Genomic DNA, 20,473 nt, shown 5'->3' on the forward strand with positions numbered 1-20,473 from the left:
CCCCTAAAATGACAATTTGATGATATTCGCGATCGTTCGCTCATTAAAGGAGCAGAAAGAGCAAAAAACACTCTGCTTTGCTCTTTTTAACATAGGAAATCGCTATGACCAGGAAAAAAGGCTGTAACTACACTCTAAATTGGCTCACCAGATCCTTTAAAACTTTGCTTAGCTGGGTCAAACGTTGAGTCGATTGATCACTACCTTTAATAGCTCCGGCTGTCTGATGCACTAATAGACTAATAGTATGTACATTCTGGTCTACTTCACCTGCTACAGCACTTTGTTGTTCTGCTGCTGTAGCTATGTGTGCGTTCATATCCGAAATCTGAGTTATCGAATTAGCAATGTCGGTCAGAGCTTTCTGAACTTGAGCTGCAAGATTGATATTCAACTCTGCAGCACCTCTACTCTCCTGCACAGCAGCGGTCATCTGTTGGGTGCCTTGTTGTAGCTCTGTAATAATACTTGAAATTTCCTGAGTGGATTTTTGCGTTTGATGCGCCAAATTACGCACTTCGTCCGCAACCACTGAAAATCCCCTACCATGTTCACCCGCCCGCGCAGCTTCAATAGCAGCGTTTAAAGCTAACAAGTTAGTTTGATCTGCCAATTTATTAATGATGTTAAGTACATGACTAATATTTTGTGAAGAGCTATATAAAGCGGAAGCTGCTATCGAACTTTGTTCTATAGTTTGGCTTTGAGTATGAATACTCTCAACCGAAGCCTCCATTAGTTTCATCCCCTGCTGAACTAAAGTTTCAACCTGACCAGTTTCATGATTCGCTTGTTCAGCACTTTGAGCGACTTCAGCTATAGCAGAACTCATTTCAGTAATAGCTGTAGCGACCATGTCGGTTTCTTGCTGTTGCTGCACACTCTCTTTAGAAATCTGCTGGGATATACGGGCAACGTCGAGGGCACTTTCGCTCACTTCAACAGAGGTAGCTCCTACAGACGTAATCAACTGCCGAATCTTTCCGACAAAAAGATTAAAGGCTGTAGCTAAGGCTGCGAGCTCATCTTTGCCGTCATAACTTAATTTGACTGTCAAATCACCATCGCCGGAGGCTATATCTTGCATAGCAGCAACAACATCAGTCATAGGCTTGACCACTGAGCGAGTCACATACCAGCTTAGCGCCAACATCAGACCTACAACCAGAAACACCAGAACGGCAAGCTGTGTTGCTACCTCGTAAAAAGACTCTTCCACATCATCTATATAAATACCTGTTCCTACTATCCAGCCCCAAGGTTTGAACAGCTCGACGTGAGTGATTTTAGGAACTTCTTCTGTTGCACCTGGCTTGGGCCAGTTGTAGAACACTGAGTGGGAACCATCGTCTGCTACACCATCAGCCATATTTTGAAACAGGGGTTCGCCTTGTTTGTCTTTGAAACTGGCAACATCTTTACCATCAAGGTCAGGCCTGAACGGGTGCATCAACATAGTGACCTGCTGATCGATGACAAAATAGTAGTCGTTTTCTTTGTAGCGTATGGTTTTCAACTCAGCTAATGCCAATTGCTTGGCCTTCGCCTCATCCAATTCGCCGCTGCCTACTTTACTGTGATAGTTGTTGACCAAAGCTACGGCAACTTGAGACAAATAGAGAGTGGAGAGGCGTTTCTCTTCGAGAATACTTTGCTTTAAACCCGACAGAACTAACCAACACACCAGAATTTGACCAAGTACGGCAACACTGACTATGGTAAAAAGACGACTTTTGATGCTTATATTTTTTAACAAAGCGCCACCTATACGACAAGACGTATCTGTTTGTTTTGTAAAGAATAGGCTTAAGATCTGAAATAGCAAGAAAGGTGCAAGACAACAAATGCATTTATTCTGTGCAAAGAGAAGCTTTAGTAAAAAAGATGCATAACATTGAGAATATTTAAGGCTGTATAAGACAGCTAGAGATAGGAGTTGATACTAAAGAAGAGAGTTGGTGCCGGGGGGGGGACTCGAACCCCCACGCCGTGAAGCGCTAACACCTGAAGCTAGTGTGTCTACCAATTCCACCACCGCGGCAACTCAATTTGTCTCTGTCAACGATGTTTTGGTGCCGGGGGGGGGACTCGAACCCCCACGCCGTGAAGCGCTAACACCTGAAGCTAGTGTGTCTACCAATTCCACCACCGCGGCAACTCAATTTGTCTCTGTCAACGATGTTTTGGTGCCGGGGGGGGGACTCGAACCCCCACGCCGTGAAGCGCTAACACCTGAAGCTAGTGTGTCTACCAATTCCACCACCGCGGCGCAAAGCGTCGTTGACGGCGTGCATGTTATGCGTCAAGTAGGCAATCGTCAACTGTCNGCAAAGCGTCGTTGACGGCGTGCATGTTATGCGTCAAGTAGGCAATCGTCAACTGTCTGATGCAAATTTTCAGTGCTTTTCACCACCACTGCTGAAATATTCAACAAAGTGTCGGCTTTTACGTCGGATACCCTATTAAAAAGCAGATTAAAAGAAAAAGGCGAACTGATGTTCGCCTTTTTATGAGACTAAGCCTCGCGCCTATCAGTACTTAGCTTTTTTAATTAAACCAATTTCTTCCAAACGCTGCATCAGATAGTCGTTTGAATTGATAGGTTCAGGGTAACGGTTCGGCTGTTCAACAGAAATACAGCTCTCCAAAGTATCAATCACATAATCCGGATTAGGATGCATAAAAAACGGAATAGAGTAACGAGGTTGACCTGCTGCTGCCCCAGCCGGATTCACCACACGGTGAGTAGTTGAAGGCAACAGATGGTTGGTCAGACGCTGCAACATATCACCAATATTCACTACTATGGTGCCTTCAATAGTAGTGACAGGTAACCAGCTGCCATCGCGGCGCAAAATTTCCAGGCCAGACTCGTGCGATCCAACCAATAAAGTGATCAGATTGATATCTTCATGCTGACCCGCACGGATAGACTGAGTCGAAGTATCCTGGATAGGCGGATAATGGATAGGACGTAAAATCGAATTGCCGTAATTCACTTTGTCAGCAAAATAGGCCTGATCCTGTTTTAAGAATAACGCCAAAGCTTCCAGCACTGTATTGCCTAACTTTTCCAATGCAGCATACAAAGCATAAGTCGCTTCTTTAAACTCTGCCACTTCAGACGGCCACAGGTTTGGATACAAACTTGGATGTGGCGCCGGACCTGATAATTCACGGCCAACGTGGAAGAACTCTTTTAAATCCGGGTGATTACTGTCTTTGGCTTTTTCAACACCAAATCCCGTATAACCACGCGCACCGCCTTGACCAGGCACATGGTATTTTTGTTTTACTTCAGTCGGTAAAGCAAAAAACTGCTTAATTGCTTTGTAGGTATTGTCCACAACTTCATCCGGGATACCATGGCCGCTTATGCCACAGAATCCAAACTCAGTGTAGGCTTTGCCAATTTCGGCAACAAAGCTAGCTTTGTCGGTGGCAAACCGTCTGATGTCCAACGTAGGGACTTGTTGTTGAGTCATAGTTATAACCTATTTAACTTAACGAAAAGAAAAAGCCTGCTATTGCTGCACTCATCAGGTTAGCCAGAGTAGCAGCTAATAGAGCTTTCAAACCCAGCTCTGCAATATCTGACCGACGATTCGGAGCCATGACTCCTAAGCCACCTAACAGAATGGCAATCGATGAGAAGTTTGCAAAACCACATAACGCTATGGTGACGATAATTTGTGTGTGTTCACTCAACTGTCCGGCTTTGACATATTGGATAAAATCCAGATAAGCCACAAACTCATTGATCACTAGCTTCTGGCCGATAAAGCTACCTGCCAAACGGGCTTCTTCCCATGACACGCCTAAGATGAAAGCCAGTGGCTGGAAAATATAGCCAAAAATCAGTTGCAGCGTTAAACCTTCAAATCCAACTAAAGTGCCTACCCAGCCGATTAAACCATTTACTAATGCAATCAAACCAACAAAAGCCAACAACATAGCGCCAACGTTTAATGCCAATTGCAAACCACTGGCGGCACCTGAAGCTGCAGCGTCAATGACATTGGTATTTTGTTCCATCATACCAATGTCAGTTAAATCATTTTTTGGTGCTTCGGTTTCTGGCAACAAGAGTTTTGCCATCAACAAACCACCTGGGGCGGCCATAAAGCTGGCGGCGATTAAATATTTGAGCTCAATCCCCATACCGGCATAACCAGCGAGAACAGAACCAGCAACTGAAGATAAGCCCCCTACCATCACCGCAAATAATTCAGAACGAGTCATGGTTGGGATAAAAGGCCGAACAACCAGAGGTGCCTCAGTTTGCCCAACAAAGATATTGGCTGCAGCGCTCATCGATTCAGGACGACTGGTGCCTAATAGCTTTTGCAAACCACCGCCTAATACAGTGATGACGATACGCATCACGCCAATGTGATACAGCACCGCAATTAAAGAGGAGAAGAAGATAATGACCGTTAGCACATGAATGGCAAACACAAAACCATACTTTTGCGCCCCTGCATCACCAAAAAGGAAAATAATGCCGGACTGAGCATAAGAGATAATATTGCCAACGAAGGCTGAAATGCTTAACAGCACGTCTTTACCAAAAGGCACATAAAGTACAAAAGCGCCTATCGCTAGTTGGATTGCAAAAGCACCGCAGACGGTACGCCATTTAATGCGATTTCTGTTAGCAGAAGCTAAATACGCTGTTATTAAGATGGCAAGAATGCCAACCAAACTCATCATAGTTATTCCTTGGATATAGGGTCCGGCCATACAGGCACAGATTTTTTGTTCTTGTGATGCCAAATCCCAGAATAGCATCAAAAGATCAAGTAGTTACAGTTTCCGAGCGGGAGTGTTAACCACCGTAGCCGGCTTCAAACACTTGTAATTGCTGTTCAGGGGTTGTCTAAACTTGACGTTTTGCCGCGCGATTATAACAGAATTGAAAAGCTTGCAAAGCAAATGTTGCTTGAGGGGCTCAGGACAAAACAGCAGCCTAGCCATGATTCTGGCCGCTGTTTGTCTGTTTAAGAAGATGAGTTTACTCCTGCAATAACTGACGAATTTTTGTCTTGATAATATCGATGGCAATTTCGTTTTTACCACCACGAGTCACCACCAAATCGGCGTATTGCTTGGACGGGTTAATAAACTCAAAAAATGCTGGGCGAACATAGTTTTCGTATTGTTCAGTGATAGAACTTAAGCTTCTGCCTCTGTCTTCCATGTCGCGTTTAATACGACGCAACAAACAGACATCCAAAGGTGTATCCATAAAAACAGTTATATTAAATTGCTGTCGTAACTTATCGTCCGTCAGTAACAAAATCCCTTCGACCAATACCACCTTCGCCGGGTGCACAGTGATGGTTTCAGCTTTGCGGGTATGCGTTTTATAGCAGTACTGCGGCATAGATACAGAGTGGCCATCCTTTAACTGCTGTAAATGAGTTGCCAACAGCTCATGCTCAAAAGCGGCGGGATGATCGTAATTTGTCAAAGTACGTTGATCAAAAGACAGATGCGCCTGATCACGATAGTAGGCATCTTCTGCCAATACAGCAATGCGCTCGCCACCTAATTCCGCTACCAGTTCCTGATAGACAGTAGATGCAAACAAACTTTTACCAGAGGCCGAGGCGCCAGCAATGGCAATAATGGTACTTTTTGGCAATTACAGTGGTCCCATAAACATCAATAAATAATGCAGATTATCTACGATTTAGCGGCAATGGCACAACGAATAATCTCAATTAAAAATATAGGTAATTGAATTGAACTTTCCTGCATGTACTTTTTGTCATGATTTTTTAATAATTAGGCTGTAAACTAATCATAAGCATGTTTTTCAGAGCTTAAGGAATTTTGTTCAGAGCCTCACTACGACATGTTAATAAATCAATTTAAAACAAAAACTTCAGGAATGAACCATGGCAAATAAACTAAAACTCAGTCAAATTGCATTTGCAGTTGCGGCTACTTTGGGTGTCATTGCGCCTTTGCAGGCTCAGGAAACATCATCAAACATCACTGGTCGCATTATGACTCCGGCAGGCGCACCTGCTACAGGCACGACAGTGACAATTATTCACGAACCATCAGGTACTTCGAAAAGTGCAACTGTTGGACAGAATGGCTCTTTCTCAGCCAAAGGTCTTCGTGTTGGTGGCCCTTATAAAGTTATAGTTGATTCTCAGGAGTTTCAGGACACTACCGTTGAGAAAGTTTTTTTAAACCTGGGTGAAGCTTACAACATCAATTTAACGTTGAAAGCACAAAACATTGAAACCATCACGGTAACAGGTTCACAACTGGCATCAAGCGATTTCGGTAACATCAGCCCAAGTTCTGTGTTCAATTTAGAAGATATCGAAAACGCGCCATCAGCTGACCGTGACCTGAAAGATTTAGTCAGAATAGACCCGCGTATTTCTATTTCTGAAGATAATGGCTCTGAATCTATCATCTGTGCTGGTAGCCATCCGCGCTTTAGTAGCCTGACTGTTGATGGTGTTCGGATGAACGACAGCTTCGGTTTAAATAACAACGGTTACCCTACAACTCGTATGCCGTTTTCATTCGACGCTATAGACCAAGTTGCAGTAGAGCTGGCACCATTTGATGTGCAATACGGCGGTTTTACTGGCTGTAACATCAACGCAGTAACAAAATCAGGCACTAATGACGTGCATGGCGGTTTCTTCTACGATTATACTAACGACTCACTGCGTGGCGATGAAGCTGGTGATGACAAATTCGATTTAGGTAGCTACGACGTAAAACGTTACGGTATTAACGTAGGTTTCCCTTTACTTGAAGACAAATTGTTCGGTTTCGTTTCTTACGAGAAGCTTGAAGGCGCACAAATTTTTAGTTATGAAGCCCTGCAAAATGGTTCTGTAACTATGGATGAAGTGAACAGAGCCATTCAGATTGCAAGGGACGTTTACGGATATGACGCAGGTGGACTTCCACCATCAGCACCTGTTGAAGATGAAAAACTGTTAATGAAGTTGGATTGGAACATCAATGATGCCCACCGTGCTTCCTTAGTTTATAACTACAATGATGGTTTCGAAATCGACCAGTCAGACGATTCAAGCGAACGTCTGGCGTTATCAAATCACTTCTACAAAAAAGGCGCCACCCTTAATTCTGCAGTAGTTTCTGTGTACTCAGACTGGACAGAGAACTTCTCAACTGAAATACGCTTAGGTCATACCAAATTAGAGAACTTACAACGCTCTACTGATGCTGCAAGTGGCTTCGGCGAAGTACAAATTACTTCGTTAGCAAATGGCGGAACCATCTACATTGGTCCGGATGATTCTCGTCAATCCAACGAAATGGACTGGACTAACGATACGATCAAGCTTGCTGGTACTTATTACCTGGATGACCACACCATTACTGGTGGTTATGAAAGTGAAAGTCTGGATGTTTACAACTTATTTATGCAACACACCATAGGTGAATACGTTTTCGGTGGTGACCGCAACCGTAACACTATTGGTGGAGCCAGTGGTCTAGACGATTTCGAGCAGGGCATAGCAGATGATGCTTACTACAACAACTCAGCAGTGACAAATAATCCTGTTGATGCTGCAGCTAACTTTGCTTACACAACCCATGCTGTTTATGCACAAGATAAATGGACCATGGACGACCTGACATTGATGTTTGGTGTGCGTTATGACTGGATCAGCAGCAGTGATACTCCTAAGTACAATGCGTTATTTGAAGAACGTTACGATGTAACAAATCAGGCTACTTTTGATGGCAAAGATTTATTCCAACCACGTTTTGGCTTTAACTGGGCTGTCAATGAAAGCTTTGAAGTACGTGGTGGTGTAGGCTTATATTCAGGTGGTAACCCGAATGTTTGGTTGTCTAACAGCTACTCCAATGATGGTATCACTAACATTGATACTTACAGAGGTGATATCAATATTCTGGACGCTGCCAAGTCAGGCAATGGCCAAGCTATCTACAATCCTCTTCAAGTCATGGTTGATGAAGTCACGGCAAATAGACCAGTACTGGGTTCAGAGCCATCAACCAATGCAGTAGATCCTAACTTTGAGATGCCTTCAGAGTGGAAATACAACATAGGTGCAACTTATGAAACCGAAAACGAGTATATTTTTTCTGCTGATATTTTGTACAGCCAAAAACAAGACTCAGCTACTATCGTTGATTTAAGTAGCTTCGATACTGGTGAAGACACTATCGACGGTCGTCCAATTTATGGCAAAAAAGTATTGGGGGTCGATAGCCGAGGCCGTAATGTCACTCGTAACAGCCGTTACAGTGATTTGTTACTGACGAATGCGCCAAAAGACGGTAGCTCTACAACTATCTCTCTTGCTGCGAAAAAAGAGTACGACTTTGGTTTAGACGCACAGATTGGTTATGCTTATAACAAATCGAAAGACTACAACCCAATGACAAGCTCAGTTGCTTACTCTAACTTCACTAACATTTCCGTGTCAGATCAGAATGATCCTGGTATTGCTACGTCAAACTATGAGATACCTCATAACTTTACATTAAGCCTGCGCTACACTGCAGAGCTAATCGGTGGTTATGACACCAGATTCTCATTGTTTGCAAACCGCAAAGCAGGTCGTAACTTCTCTTACACCTTTGATAACTTCCGTCCTGGTACTGACTTAGCTGACTACCGTTCATTAATGTACGTTCCTACATTAGAACAGTATGGCAATGACGTTGTATTTGCATCAGCCGATGTCCAAGCAGCTTTTGATAAGTTTATTTCAGATGCTGATTTAGAAAAATACCGTGGTCAAATTGTGCCTCGTAACGCTGGCGAGTCTAGCTGGTATACCCGTGTTGACTTTAAAGTGGATCAGGAATTACCAGCTTTTGCCGAAGGTCATTCTGCTAATGCATTTTTTGTTATCAAAAACTTAGGCAACTTACTGAACAGTGATTGGGGCGTACAACGTCGTGGTCCTTTCAACTCTGCCGCTGTTGTTGATGCAGCAATGAATGCTGACGGTACCTACACTATCAATAGCGTATCACCACAAAACGCTGCTGAGTCAGTGTTCCAGGTTGGTTCACTGTGGGAAGTAGTAATGGGTGTTAAATACCGTTTCTAAAAATAGTTAATCAAAATGAGTCTTATAGACTAAATTTTGCCTAACTAAATTGAAAAACCGATGGTTCTGACCATCGGTTTTTTTTATCATGCAAACCAGACTGTTTGTTGTGCTTTGATTAAAAGTTAAGCGGCTCACGGAGCAAAATGTGAAATTCACTTTATTACGCAGCGTATTAACCATCACTTTCATTTGTTACCATGGAGTATCAATGGCGTCAGATCAAATTACAGTCGCCACTTTCAATGTCAGTATGGAATCTGAAAACTATCTGGCGAGAGGTGTTGCAGGAAGTCCACAGGTTTTGAGCACTCTGCTCGCAGAGGGGCAGCATCCACAGATTAAAAATGTAGCAGCCATCATTCAACAAACACAGCCGGATATTCTGCTGCTGAATGAGTTTGATTACATCGAAGACCCTGCTGCCGGGGTAGAGTTATTTATCCGCAATTATCTAAATAAAGCACAAAGCGCGGATGGTAAAACTATTGATTACCCTTATTTCTATTACAGCACGGTTAACACAGGTCAACCCAGCGGTTTTGATTTAGACAATGACGGGCAACTGACCAATAAGGGCGCGGACGCCTGGGGTTTTGGCCAGTATCCAGGCCAGTACGGTATGATGTTATTGTCGAAGTATCCAATTAACACCAGTAAGATCAGGACTTTTCAATACTTTAAATGGAAAGATATGCCAGGCGCTTTGCAAACGGCGAAGACCGACGGCTCGCCCTGGTATAGTGCTGATGCCTGGCAATTAATGCCCTTGTCGTCAAAATCGCATTGGGATGTGCCTGTACTAGTCAACAAAAAGTCAGTGCATCTGCTAATCAGCCACCCTACCCCTCCGGTGTTTGACGGCGAAGAAGACAGAAACGGTAAACGCAACCATGACGAAGTGCGATTTTGGACTGATTATCTGAGCCCTGAAAAAGCTGGGTATATTTATGATGACAGAGGGCAAAAAGGTGGTCTGGCCGAGGAGAAACGTTTTGTAGTCTTGGGAGATTTAAACTCTTCCCCTGTAGAAGGCAATGCTTATAAAGAAGGTATTGGTAATTTGCTGATGCATCCGAGAGTCAACAGTAGTTTTACACCACAAAGTACCGGCGGTAAGGCACATAGCCCTGACAGTCCTTATGGTGCTACCCATACAGCAGGTTGGCGGATGAGAGCGGATTATGTATTGCCTTCCAAAGCAGGCTTTAGAGTGGTGTCCAGCGGCGTGTTTTGGCCAGCAAAAGGCCAGCCTTTTTATGAACTGGTGGCGGATCGTGCAGCGAGCTCGGATCATCGCATGGTGTGGGTGAAACTGAAACTGACCAAGTAGCATAAAAGATGGGGTCAGAACAGATTAGTTACTTAGAACTAATCTGTTCTGACCCCATTGTTATTACTTCTGCTCAGCCAGTGGTGCGCTGTAAGCCAGTTCCATATCCCATGGCAGTTGGATCCAAGTGTCCTGCTCTATATCAGTCACATAATGGTCAACCAAAGGTTTGCCCTGAGGTTTGGCATACACAGTGACAAAACAAGCTGTTGGAAAATGTTCCCGCAGCGCTTTGGCTGTTTCGCCTGTATCGACCAAATCGTCCACTATTAATAAACGTGGACTATCTGCCAAAGCGGCGTCTTTCAGTACTTTTAATTCACGTTGTTGATCATGGTCGTAGCTGGAAACACAAATGCTATCTACTACACGGATCTCTAATTCACGCGCCAAAATAGCTGCTGGCACTAAACCACCACGGCTAACGGCCACTATGCTGTCAAAGTTACGGTTTAATAAACCCTTTGCCAGTTCCTTCGTTGCTCTGTGGAAAGCTTCCCATGACACATAGAACATTTTGTTGGTGGTCAGTGACATATAACAGTTCCCTACCCTTTAAACCAGAGCCAAAGCGATTTCAACCATCTCGTTAAACGAGGTTTGACGCAATTCAGCGCTTAAGGCTTCGCCAGTGCGGATATGGTCGCTGACCGTCATAATAGCCAGCGCTTTAATGCCAAATTCTGCAGCTACACCGTATAAACCAGCGGCTTCCATCTCTACACCTAAAACACCGTATTTTTCCAGACGATCAAACAAAGTTGGGTCCGGGTTGTAGAATAAATCCGAGGTAAAGAGGTTACCTACTTTCACATCAATGTTTTTGGCACGAGCTGCTGCTACAGCACCTTCCAGCAAACCAAAATCTGCCAGAGCGGCGAAATCCAAACCACCCCCTAAGCGGTTACGGTTCACGTTAGAGTCGGTGCTAGCGCCCATAGCAATCACTACATCACGTACTTTTACTTCAAGCGGTAAACCGCCACAGGAGCCAATACGGATAATGTTTTTCACACCATAAAACTTTACCAGTTCAGTGGCATAAATCGACATGGATGGAATACCCATACCTGAGCCTAATACGCTGACTTTTTTACCCTGATAAGTACCGGTATAACCAAACATATTACGCACAGTGTTGACGCACTCAACATCCTGTAAAAAGGTATCGGCAATATGTTTAGCTCGCAGCGGATCGCCAGGCATTAATACGGTTTCTGCAAAAGCGCCTTCTGGCGCATTAATATGAGGAGTTGCCATGAGTTACTCTAAATTAATAATTTAAAAAGGACTGGCCATAAGGCATGGCCGCTAAATCGAAATAGTCGGCCAGAGTCTGGCCCATATCAGCGAAACTTGCTCTTTCGCCTAAATCTTTAGGTGCGTGGTTTTTACCATAAAACAACACTGGCACATATTCACGGGTGTGTTCAGTGCCCACCCAGGTTGGATCGCAACCATGGTCGGCTGTTAACAACAAGACTGCATCTTCGTCCAGCGCAGCCATAATCTCCGGTAATCGTGTATCGAAGTACTCAAGGGCTTCTCCATAGCCAATAGCATCACGGCGATGACCATAATTTTGGTCAAAATCGACCAGATTAGTGAACACCAAACTCCGTTCTGGCGCTATCGCCATTTCGGCCAGAGTTTTATCTACTAAAGCAGCTAAACCTGTGGCTTTAACTTCTTTACTAATGCCCTGATGCGCATAAATATCGGCAATTTTACCAATACTGACCACAGTGCCGCCCGACTGAGTCAGGGTATCCAGCACTGTTGGCGCTGGCGGTAATACCGAATAGTCTTTTCTATTACCAGTGCGGGCGTAGTTGCTTGCATCTGTACCGAGAAAAGGACGGGCAATAACACGGCCAATATTGTAGCTGTCAAGAAGCTCACGAGCGGTCTCACAGAAATCTAACAGCTTCTGCAAACCAAAATGTTCTTCATGAGCTGCCACCTGAAACACGCTGTCTGCAGAGGTGTAACAAATAGGTTTACCGGTTTTGATATGTTCATCACCCAGCTTCACCAGAATGTCAGTGCCTGAAGCATGGCAGTTACCGAGAATTCCTGGCACACCAGTACGGCGTACCAGCTCGTCAATCAGTTCTGCAGGAAAGCTATTTTGCTTATCGTGGAAATAACCCCAGTCGAACAGCACAGGAACACCAGCAATTTCCCAGTGACCACTGGGCGTGTCTTTACCGCTGGATAATTCGCGGGCATGTCCGTAGCTGCCAAGCAGAGTCGGACTGTCTTCGACTAATGCCATTTCACCACTTGCAGCAAAACCGGCTTTGACTAAGCCAAGGCTAGCCAGATGAGGCAAGTGCAACTGACGGCCTTTGGCCTGAAAAAAAGCTTTGCTGATGCTGGCAAAGGTATTGGCGCCGACGTCACCGAATTTATCAGCGTCGGGTGTACTGCCTATTCCAAAGCTGTCCATTACTAAAATTACTGCCTTTGACATACTTACCTACCTATTACATCACCCCTCAGGATCTAATCTGATCATGAGGTCAGGTCACGTCAGCCACAAGTGGCAAAATTAAAAAGGGCACGCAGCTTATGCAAAAAGAACCCCTTTGGCAATCCCATCTTTTTACATTGAGCTAACTAATTTTGAATTTTCCGACCAGGCCATACAAGGTATCAGACAACTGACGGATAACACTATGCGGCGGCAGTCAACTAAAGCTCCCTGCGCACTTTTTGCAAACCAGATAAATAACTGAACATAGAGACCACTGTTAACAAGGTCAAAGCCCGAACAAGCATAGGTAAACTACTTTTCACTCTGATACTGTGCAGGTTCATAGTAAGCATCCACTACTGTTGAAATACTGCACTGAGTATTGATAACAGAATGACTTTACGCCAAATTTTGTTAAAAATAGTTCTGGGAAAAATCAGATTCTGCTCAGGTTTGCCGCACTGAACTAAATCGGCTCGTCAGCGTATATGCCAGTAAATAATTAGGGGTTAGCATGAAAACAGCAGTCATTACCGGAACCAGCAGACGCTTGGGCTCTTACCTGGCAGAGAAATTAACTAAAGAAGGCTACAGAGTCTTTGGTCTGACTCGCAAGGCCAATCCAGAACAGCAGTATTTGACTCAACTCGTCGTCGACTATCAGTCACCAGATTCGGTGATGGAGGCAATCCATCATTTGCAGCAGCAAGGCAGTATTGATTTATTGATCCATAATGCCTCTTTATTTGAAAAAGATCATTTACACACCGAAGATATGGTCAGTTTTTATCAGGCGTTATTTGCTGTGCATATGCAGTTGCCTGCGCTATTAAATCAGCAACTGGCTCCACAACTAGCAGCCACAGAAGGCGGCGGCTTAATAGTGCATATCACCGATATCTATAGTGAAAACCCAAATCCGGCTTTTTCGCTCTATTGCAGCACCAAAGCCGGATTGGAGAATTTAATGAAGTCGGCAGCTAAAGCTTATGCGCCACAAATCAGAGTGAACAGCATTCAGCCTGGTCCTATTATGTTTTTGCCAGAGCATAGCAACAGCGAAAAACAGCAGGTAATGCAACAAACCTTAATTGCGCAAGAGGCCGGTTTCGAGCCAATTTATCAGGGCGTCCGGTTTTTGGTCGAGAATAAATTTGTCACTGGCCTGAGCCTGAAAATAGATGGCGGCCGGTCGCTCGGAAAATAACTGATCCCCTAATTGGATAGGAGCTTGTTTACTGGCTGGGTCAAATACTTGCTGCAAGTAGGACTCAGTCAGCTCTGTTTTCCAAGTTTCAGACCACTGCTGCTGGCAGCTTAGAATATCCAAATCACAACTACGGTCTTTTATACTACGTTTTGGATCGCTTCTGTCTCGTCCAAGTTGCTCTTCAATACGGCAAAGTTCAGCTTTCAACGAAGTTGCAGACAGCTCTGACCTTAGCACCAGCACTGAATTAATAAATACATTGGTGGATTCAACCAGCTCAGCCTGAGTATAGACACGCTGATAAAGATACAAGGAACCAAAGCCTTGTACCAGCAGCCGGATTGCTGCAGCCAGATGCTGCTCAGGCTGAATATTGGACCCTATCGAAATCACATAATACATACAACTCCTTGTGATTCAGCCTTGTGCCGTATCCGTTTGAGGTTTTACAGTTAATTGCACCCGCTGTCCTTGTCTGGCAAAACCGGCAAAATGCTGTTCTACCATCTGCATATAATCTGGCCAGTGATCCTCATAACTCATTAAAAAGGTTTTTTTGCGCAGCGCTTCTGGATACAAACTTATCAGCGAATGCACAGAGGCATGCACAGGATTATATTCAGTTAAAGTGACATCATGGAAAATCAGCTCTGGACTGAGCTGCATCAGTAGTTCAGGTATAGCCACTGTATCGCCAGAGTAAAACACCGACTGGTTGATCAGTACACCAAAGCACACTTTACCCGGCGTATGATTGACTCTGTGCAGCTGGTACTGGTTGCCAAAAAGCTCAAATGCATCGTTATGCAGCAGGACCAGGTCGAAATAATCAGAGAGCTCGTTTTCGCCTTCACCATTTTTCCCAAGCACCCCTTTTAAACACTGATGCCATAACTCGTCATACAGCTCATGATGCAACATCAGTCGGGCTTTTTTTCGATACTTGTAACGGCCTTCATTCGCCAGTCGCTCCAGGCCAAACATATGGTCAGCGTGTACATGAGTAATAAAAACAGCATCTATGTCTTGCAGTGTTAACCCCTGAGCCTGTAAAGCGGGCTTAATAGTATAACCACAGTCAATCAGCACATTACCTTTATCGTTAGTGACTAATGCATTGTTATTAAACAAAGTATCAGATTCAGAATGGCCGCAGCCTAAGATTAACAGTTCATTAGAGTAAGACAACATGGTGTATTTTTGCCGAAAATTAGGTGCCGTTATACTACGGCTTTTGCACGGAATTGTATCACTGCTTTGACGGATCTTTTTACCAGAGCAGTCCTGACACTTACTGTACCTTAGTGCTATAGCGGCATTAGCCTAAAGCAATCAGAATGCTATCCATCAAGTTGTAGCCTTTAAAAGGACAGTTCAGATGAAAACCTTGCCTTTTGTTTTATCTCCCCTCGCTTTTGCTCTGAGCAGCGCAGCTTATGCTGCAGCTTTACCTGCATTAAAACTGAATTTAGACCAAACCACAGTGTCGGGTTTATCCAGCGGCGGTTATATGGCTGCCCAGTTTCAGCTCGCTCATGCCGATTGGATAAAAGGCGCTGCCATAGTGGCAGCAGGTCCAGTATATTGTGCACAGAACAACTTAATGACAGCTTTGGATCACTGCATCAATAAAGTGGACAACCCTATCCCTTTGGCTGATATTAACAAGCAGCTAAAAGAGTGGTCAGTGCAGGGTTTGTTGGCGCCTGAAACAGAAATTAAACAAAGCAAAATCTGGTTGTTACACGGCAGCGCCGATCAAAAAATCAGTAAGGAAGTGGCAAAGGCCCTCTATCAGCAGTACCAAGAGTGGCTACCAGCAACACAACTTCATTATATTCAGGACAAAGACTTTGCGCACCATATGCCGACAGTAGGTCACGGCAGCGCATGCGGAACTTCAGAGGCACCGTTTTTAGGCCAATGTAATTACGATGCAGCAGGGGAAGCACTGAAGTTTATTCAGCCCAGTTTAAAAGCCCCAGCGGATAGTAGCAGCGGTACTGTTTATCCAATAGAGCAGCAAAAAATTGCAGGAGATTTGGCCGCCACTTTGGCAGAGCAAGGTTTTGTCTATGTGCCAAAAAGTTGTCAGCAAGGCGAGCTCTGTACTTTGCATATCAGCTTTCACGGCTGCAACCAGCACGCAGAGGCAGTAGGTATGGCTTATGTCGAAAATGCAGGATTTAACCGCTATGCCGACAGCAACAACATAGTGGTGCTGTATCCACAAACGCGCTCCTCAGCACTGATGCCAATGAACCCACAAGCTTGTTGGGATTGGTGGGGTTATACTGACGCCAATTACGCCAATCGCAAAGGTCAGCAAATTCAGGCTCTGGTGAAAATGGCTCAGTTTTTAGCAAAATAAAATCCAACTTCAATCTTGGGCTTTTAACCACAAAGCCCTTTTCGCCAACTGCTCTGTTGTCGCGTCTTCGTTTTCTGTTAAAGCCCAGCTGGGGTCAGCAGTAAAAGTCACTTGAGTGCGGTAGTTTTTACCCCGGCTGCTAAAACTCAGCTCTGCTGTATCCCCCACTTTGTAATAAGACATGGCTTTATCCCACTGGGCTTTAGAGCTTAATTTATACCTCCCAAGTTTTAACAACAGATCGCCTTTGTCTACGCCAGCCTGATACAAAGGCGTGCCTAGCAGCGTATTGCTGCCAACTTTGAGCTGCTTATCCTGCTCAAACAAAGAGACTGCCGTTAAAAACGCCTGTTTAGGTTGAGCTGGTGCCAACTTCAACCCCATAGCGGCAAACAAAGTGTTGAAATCCGGTAGCTGCTGACCATCGACATAACGGCTAAAGAAGTTTTTTGCAAATTCCGGATTAGCTGTCAGTACAGCCAAAGCCTGCTGCAAATCCTGCTCGGTGTAAAAGCGCCCCGTTTTCCCAAAGTCTTGCCACAGTTTTCGCATCAGCAAATCCAGGCTCAACCCGGCAAATTCAGTACGCAAGGTTAAGTCGAGTGCCAGGCCCAACACCTCACCATAGGTGTAATAAGAGATGTAACTATTGGCATAGTTAGTCGGGTCTACAGATACGGCAGCATCAACAAAAGGAGCCTGCTCACTCATACCTGTTGCAGCAAAAAACAGCCGGCCTGGTGACAGCTGCACTCTGTTCAGCGCCGCCACTGTTTTCTCCAGATAAGTGGCTAAATCAAAATGACCGGTTCGACTCAAGATGAGTTTGCCATAGTAGTTGGTCACCCCTTCGGCAAACCATAAGTTGCGGCTCATATTGGCACGCTTAAAATCAAAAGGTACTAAATCGGCGGGACGCAACCTCTCTACATTCCAGGCATGGAAAAACTCATGCGATAAGGTTTCTATCTGCTCATAATTCGCTTCGCTCAATGAACGCTCGTCCGTCAGAATAGTAGAGTTGCGATGTTCCATGCCGTCACCACTGACATAAGGCAGATAATCAGCAATAAAAACATACTGGCCGTAATCAAATTTAGGATATTCACCAAAAATCTTTTGCTGTTCCGCCACTACAGCTTTTGCTTTCTCCGTGAAAACATCAAGTTGTTGCTCAGTCCCCTCATGGTGCATCACTAAATGAATAGTGGCTTCAGACTGATGATCTGAGACTTTCCAACTACGGCTGCTAAAAGCACTTAATTCAACCGGGCTATCCATCAAGTACTGCAGATCGGGAGCTATATAGCTGCCGTCGCTCTGTAATTGCAGCTGAGTAGCTATTTTCCAGTGCGGGTCGGGTAAATCAAAACGCAAAGATGACGGCAAGAATTCATAGTCATGGGCGAATAATAAGGTCGCTGGCATATTTAAATGAGCATGAGAGCGGTCGATTTGGTTGTACGTACCATCGGCTCTGTCGCCGTAAAGCCGATAAGTCACAATTACAGTACCATCGTGTTGCCCTACAGACCATTGACTCGGACTGACCCGCCGCAGTGGCAATACGTTGCCTGCGCTGTCTGTGGCTTTTAAGTCGTAGATATTTTTGGCAAAAGCATGAAGTGCGTAACGGCCAGGTGAAGCACTGCTCATATTCAGCAACAGATTGGCAGATCTGACATCATCAAATCGCGCCTGAATGACAGCTTCATGATGCGCTGCATTAGCAAATGATAAATGATAGCTGACCGTTGGTTTAACTGAGGTTTCTGCTGCTAACAGGCTGAAGCTGCACAAAAATACGCAAGACAATGCAAAAAACAGGCGCACTACAAGATCCTTTTTTTAAAGTGAGGCTTTACCATAGAGCAATTACTTTCAGACTCCAATCTGGTTTTTTACACTTCATCGCAAAAATAAAGCCAGACACAGAATTTAGCCTGTGAATACGGATAAAGCTGTGGTGCAGAATCGTCTGCTGTTGAATAATAAAACCAGAGATAGCAGAAGAGGTGTAGTCAGGTGGTTCAGGCAGTTATTTTTGATATGGATGGGGTACTGATTGATTCTGAACCTTATTGGGCTGAGGCCGAACAGCATGTGTTTCGCCAGTTAGGTGTGAAACTGGATCCGGCCATTACGTCGCAAACCAGTGGCATGACCACCAGAGCTGTTACTGAACTTTGGTTTCAGCATTCGCCCTGGCAGGATTTAACCATTGAACAAACCGAACAAGCCGTTATTGATTACGTGGCTGCGGCTGTGCTTGAGCGTGGAGTGGTGAAAAAAGGTGTACTAGAGCTATTGCAACAACTGCAAAGTTGGCAAATTCCGGTTGCGTTAGCCACCAACTCACCCGGATCACTGATGAATACTGTGCTGGATAAACTACAAATTCGCCCTTACTTTCAGGCGCTATGTTCTATCGAGCTGGTCACACAAGGCAAACCTAAACCAGAAATTTACCATTTAGCCGCCAGCAAACTGGGCGTAGCTTCAGAACATTGTCTGGTGTTTGAAGACTCAGTCACAGGTTTAACCGCAGCCAAAGCAGCAGGTATGAAAGTAGTAGCCTTACCAGCCGAACACCACTGGAACAGGACTGAATACGATCTGGCCGAAAGCCGCTTAACCTGCTTTAGCGAAATACAGCCTGCACATTTTCAGGCCTGGGGGTTCAGACAAAGCTAACGGGCTTATAACAGCTGCTTGTCTTGCCGATGGGCAGCTCTGAACTGCGCCGGACTTTGGCCTGTATTGGTTTTAAAGGCGGTATAAAAAGACGAGCGGGCATTAAACCCCACAGCCATAGCGATGCTTAACACTGAATCATCGCTTTGTTTGAGTTTTTGTTTAGCGGCTTCTACACGAGCCTGATTCACATACTCAAAAAATGACATCTGCAGGCTTTGATTTAACGTTTGGGATAAATAGTGCGCAGGCACCGCAAGATGTTCGGCCAGTTTATATAAGGTCAGTGTTTCATCCAGATATAACAACTCAGACTGCATAGTTTGCTGAAGCTTGGCAGCAATACGAGCAGACTGTTGCTCGCCCAAGGCTGAGCGTTGGTATTTTGTTAGGCCTTGAGCTGCATCTGTCGTTTCAGTTTGATCAGGCTTTAACTCTTCAGCTTCAGTGCAAGCAGCCTGTAGTTTATAGGTTTCACTAAAACCCGGTTGCTGCGTTAAACCACACCAGGCAACTAACCACGCTACCAGTAACAAGCAAAACAGCACCAGGGCATCCGACAACAATACAGAATTCAAGCGCTCAGCCAGCATCAGGTTCAGCACTGCATAACTCCAACTGAACAGTAGCAACAGCACCAGCATTTCCAGCCATGCCAGCCGTTTACCACTGTCTTCGGCAAAAACCTGACGCAGCTTTCGTCTGTAACTTCTAACCCTGCTGAGTATCAGCCACAGGTAAAAACAACTTTGCCCCAACCATAGCAACACAGCCGCTAAAAATACGATAGCAACCAGTAAAGTGTAACCAGCCACATCTGACGCCTCAGAAAAAAATAACAACTGACGCTGCTCATAAGACAAGCTCTGGATCAGCACCGCCAGTACCCCGGCAAAACCCAGAGGTAATACATGCCAGCCATCTGCACCTTTGAAGCGCCAGGGCTGTTCTGCAGTTAAAGCTTTGATGTAGAACCACAAGGCAGGATTCAAAGTGAAAAAAGCTAATGGCATCAGTGCGATGTATGCAAAAACCAATGAAGGCCACAGAGTAAAAACCACAGGCCCAGTGGCAATAAAGGCCAATGACAAAAGCACTATGCTCAGCGGCATCAAGTGCTTACTCTGCTGCAGTTGCAAGCAAAAGTAAGGCACAACCAGCAGCACAATACCCAAGGCCATAGCGGCAAAAATCAACTCAAGCATCAACAGACTTCCCTACCTTGTCGTTTGCGATGAAGAACCCGATCAGTCTAAGTAACCTGAACTCGGGATAAGCAGCGCCACTG

General features: G+C 44.9%; 16 protein-coding genes and 3 tRNA genes. 5 read left to right on the forward strand and 14 right to left on the reverse strand.

The annotated features are described in order from the left end of the window. Positions 1–127: 127 nt before the first annotated feature. The 7 genes from EMM73_RS18760 to udk all read right to left on the reverse strand — a co-directional run bounded on the left by EMM73_RS18760 (position 128) and on the right by udk (position 5,647). Positions 128–1,756 (reverse strand): methyl-accepting chemotaxis protein, encoded by a 1,629-nt coding sequence (locus EMM73_RS18760; RefSeq protein ID WP_127688312.1) that lies wholly within the window; start codon positions 1,754–1,756, stop codon positions 128–130. A gap of 200 nt (positions 1,757–1,956) precedes the next feature. Next, a tRNA-Leu gene (locus EMM73_RS18765) sits at positions 1,957–2,041 on the reverse strand. A 29-nt stretch (positions 2,042–2,070) separates the two neighbouring features. Beyond that, positions 2,071–2,155 (reverse strand) — tRNA-Leu (locus EMM73_RS18770). A 29-nt stretch (positions 2,156–2,184) separates the two neighbouring features. Next, positions 2,185–2,269 (reverse strand) — tRNA-Leu (locus EMM73_RS18775). Between the two features lie 262 nt (positions 2,270–2,531). Further along, a complete protein-coding gene (locus EMM73_RS18780) occupies positions 2,532–3,485 on the reverse strand; it encodes an isopenicillin N synthase family dioxygenase (protein ID WP_127688313.1) in 954 nt (317 codons plus the stop codon). Positions 3,486–3,498: 13 nt separating this feature from the next. Further along, positions 3,499–4,713 (reverse strand): NupC/NupG family nucleoside CNT transporter, encoded by a 1,215-nt coding sequence (locus EMM73_RS18785; RefSeq protein ID WP_127688314.1) that lies wholly within the window; start codon positions 4,711–4,713, stop codon positions 3,499–3,501. A 301-nt stretch (positions 4,714–5,014) separates the two neighbouring features. Continuing rightward, on the reverse strand, positions 5,015–5,647 hold the full coding sequence (udk, locus tag EMM73_RS18790) for a uridine kinase (protein ID WP_127688315.1): 633 nt from the start codon (positions 5,645–5,647) through the stop codon (positions 5,015–5,017). Positions 5,648–5,903: 256 nt separating this feature from the next. Between udk and EMM73_RS18795 the strand changes: the two genes are divergently transcribed. Then, positions 5,904–9,098: a TonB-dependent receptor gene (locus EMM73_RS18795; RefSeq protein WP_127688316.1), complete on the forward strand. Its 3,195-nt coding sequence runs from the start codon at positions 5,904–5,906 to the stop codon at positions 9,096–9,098. A 148-nt stretch (positions 9,099–9,246) separates the two neighbouring features. Then, positions 9,247–10,431, forward strand: a complete 1,185-nt coding sequence (locus EMM73_RS18800; protein ID WP_261373498.1) for an endonuclease/exonuclease/phosphatase family protein — start codon at positions 9,247–9,249, stop codon at positions 10,429–10,431. A 63-nt stretch (positions 10,432–10,494) separates the two neighbouring features. Here EMM73_RS18800 and gpt read toward each other — a convergent pair whose 3' ends face one another. Genes gpt through EMM73_RS18815 form a run of 3 tightly spaced genes read right to left on the reverse strand, consistent with a single transcriptional unit; the run spans position 10,495 to position 12,907 of the window. Next, a complete protein-coding gene (gene gpt / locus EMM73_RS18805) occupies positions 10,495–10,968 on the reverse strand; it encodes a xanthine phosphoribosyltransferase (protein ID WP_127688317.1) in 474 nt (157 codons plus the stop codon). A gap of 18 nt (positions 10,969–10,986) precedes the next feature. Next, on the reverse strand, positions 10,987–11,691 hold the full coding sequence (gene deoD, locus EMM73_RS18810) for a purine-nucleoside phosphorylase (protein WP_127688318.1): 705 nt from the start codon (positions 11,689–11,691) through the stop codon (positions 10,987–10,989). A 13-nt stretch (positions 11,692–11,704) separates the two neighbouring features. After that, complete coding sequence (locus tag EMM73_RS18815) at positions 11,705–12,907, reverse strand: phosphopentomutase (RefSeq protein WP_127688319.1); 1,203 nt, start codon at positions 12,905–12,907, stop codon at positions 11,705–11,707. A gap of 517 nt (positions 12,908–13,424) precedes the next feature. Between EMM73_RS18815 and EMM73_RS18820 the strand changes: the two genes are divergently transcribed. Next, positions 13,425–14,117 carry an SDR family NAD(P)-dependent oxidoreductase gene (locus EMM73_RS18820; RefSeq protein WP_127688320.1) on the forward strand — a complete coding sequence of 231 codons (693 nt, stop codon included), beginning with the start codon at positions 13,425–13,427 and terminating at the stop codon, positions 14,115–14,117. Here the strand turns inward: EMM73_RS18820 and EMM73_RS18825 are convergent. Continuing rightward, a complete protein-coding gene (locus EMM73_RS18825; RefSeq protein WP_127688321.1) occupies positions 13,998–14,522 on the reverse strand; it encodes a 2-amino-4-hydroxy-6-hydroxymethyldihydropteridine diphosphokinase in 525 nt (174 codons plus the stop codon). The two genes, EMM73_RS18820 and EMM73_RS18825, sit on opposite strands and share 120 nt — an antisense overlap. A 15-nt stretch (positions 14,523–14,537) precedes the next feature. Then, complete coding sequence (locus tag EMM73_RS18830) at positions 14,538–15,311, reverse strand: MBL fold metallo-hydrolase (protein WP_127688322.1); 774 nt, start codon at positions 15,309–15,311, stop codon at positions 14,538–14,540. A 187-nt stretch (positions 15,312–15,498) separates the two neighbouring features. On the opposite strand from EMM73_RS18830, the gene EMM73_RS18835 reads away from it, so the two are divergent. Then, complete coding sequence (locus tag EMM73_RS18835) at positions 15,499–16,491, forward strand: extracellular catalytic domain type 2 short-chain-length polyhydroxyalkanoate depolymerase (protein ID WP_127688323.1); 993 nt, start codon at positions 15,499–15,501, stop codon at positions 16,489–16,491. A 9-nt stretch (positions 16,492–16,500) separates the two neighbouring features. On the opposite strand, the gene EMM73_RS18840 is transcribed toward EMM73_RS18835, so the two are convergent. After that, complete coding sequence (locus EMM73_RS18840; RefSeq protein WP_127688324.1) at positions 16,501–18,324, reverse strand: M61 family metallopeptidase; 1,824 nt, start codon at positions 18,322–18,324, stop codon at positions 16,501–16,503. Positions 18,325–18,516: 192 nt separating this feature from the next. Here EMM73_RS18840 and hxpB point away from each other — a divergent pair, with 192 nt between their 5' ends. Beyond that, positions 18,517–19,185 (forward strand): hexitol phosphatase HxpB, encoded by a 669-nt coding sequence (hxpB, locus tag EMM73_RS18845; RefSeq protein ID WP_127688325.1) that lies wholly within the window; start codon positions 18,517–18,519, stop codon positions 19,183–19,185. A 5-nt stretch (positions 19,186–19,190) separates the two neighbouring features. On the opposite strand, the gene EMM73_RS18850 is transcribed toward hxpB, so the two are convergent. Next, positions 19,191–20,390: a helix-turn-helix domain-containing protein gene (locus EMM73_RS18850; protein ID WP_127688326.1), complete on the reverse strand. Its 1,200-nt coding sequence runs from the start codon at positions 20,388–20,390 to the stop codon at positions 19,191–19,193. Positions 20,391–20,473 lie beyond the last annotated feature (83 nt).

Source organism: Rheinheimera sediminis, assembly GCF_004005375.1.
GTDB lineage: Bacteria > Pseudomonadota > Gammaproteobacteria > Enterobacterales > Alteromonadaceae > Pararheinheimera.

Excerpts from the sequence above, each read along its gene's own strand:
- EMM73_RS18780 (WP_127688313.1), bottom strand. The coding sequence starts at position 3,485 with ATGACTCAACAACAAGTCCCTACGTTGGACATCAGACGGTTTGCCACC.
- EMM73_RS18785 (WP_127688314.1), bottom strand. The coding sequence starts at position 4,713 with ATGATGAGTTTGGTTGGCATTCTTGCCATCTTAATAACAGCGTATTTA.
- EMM73_RS18795 (WP_127688316.1), top strand. The coding sequence starts at position 5,904 with ATGGCAAATAAACTAAAACTCAGTCAAATTGCATTTGCAGTTGCGGCT.
- gpt (WP_127688317.1), bottom strand. The coding sequence starts at position 10,968 with ATGTCACTGACCACCAACAAAATGTTCTATGTGTCATGGGAAGCTTTC.
- deoD (WP_127688318.1), bottom strand. The coding sequence starts at position 11,691 with ATGGCAACTCCTCATATTAATGCGCCAGAAGGCGCTTTTGCAGAAACC.
- EMM73_RS18815 (WP_127688319.1), bottom strand. The coding sequence starts at position 12,907 with ATGTCAAAGGCAGTAATTTTAGTAATGGACAGCTTTGGAATAGGCAGT.
- EMM73_RS18820 (WP_127688320.1), top strand. The coding sequence starts at position 13,425 with ATGAAAACAGCAGTCATTACCGGAACCAGCAGACGCTTGGGCTCTTAC.
- EMM73_RS18825 (WP_127688321.1), bottom strand. The coding sequence starts at position 14,522 with ATGTATTATGTGATTTCGATAGGGTCCAATATTCAGCCTGAGCAGCAT.
- EMM73_RS18830 (WP_127688322.1), bottom strand. The coding sequence starts at position 15,311 with ATGTTGTCTTACTCTAATGAACTGTTAATCTTAGGCTGCGGCCATTCT.
- EMM73_RS18835 (WP_127688323.1), top strand. The coding sequence starts at position 15,499 with ATGAAAACCTTGCCTTTTGTTTTATCTCCCCTCGCTTTTGCTCTGAGC.
- EMM73_RS18850 (WP_127688326.1), bottom strand. The coding sequence starts at position 20,390 with ATGCTTGAGTTGATTTTTGCCGCTATGGCCTTGGGTATTGTGCTGCTG.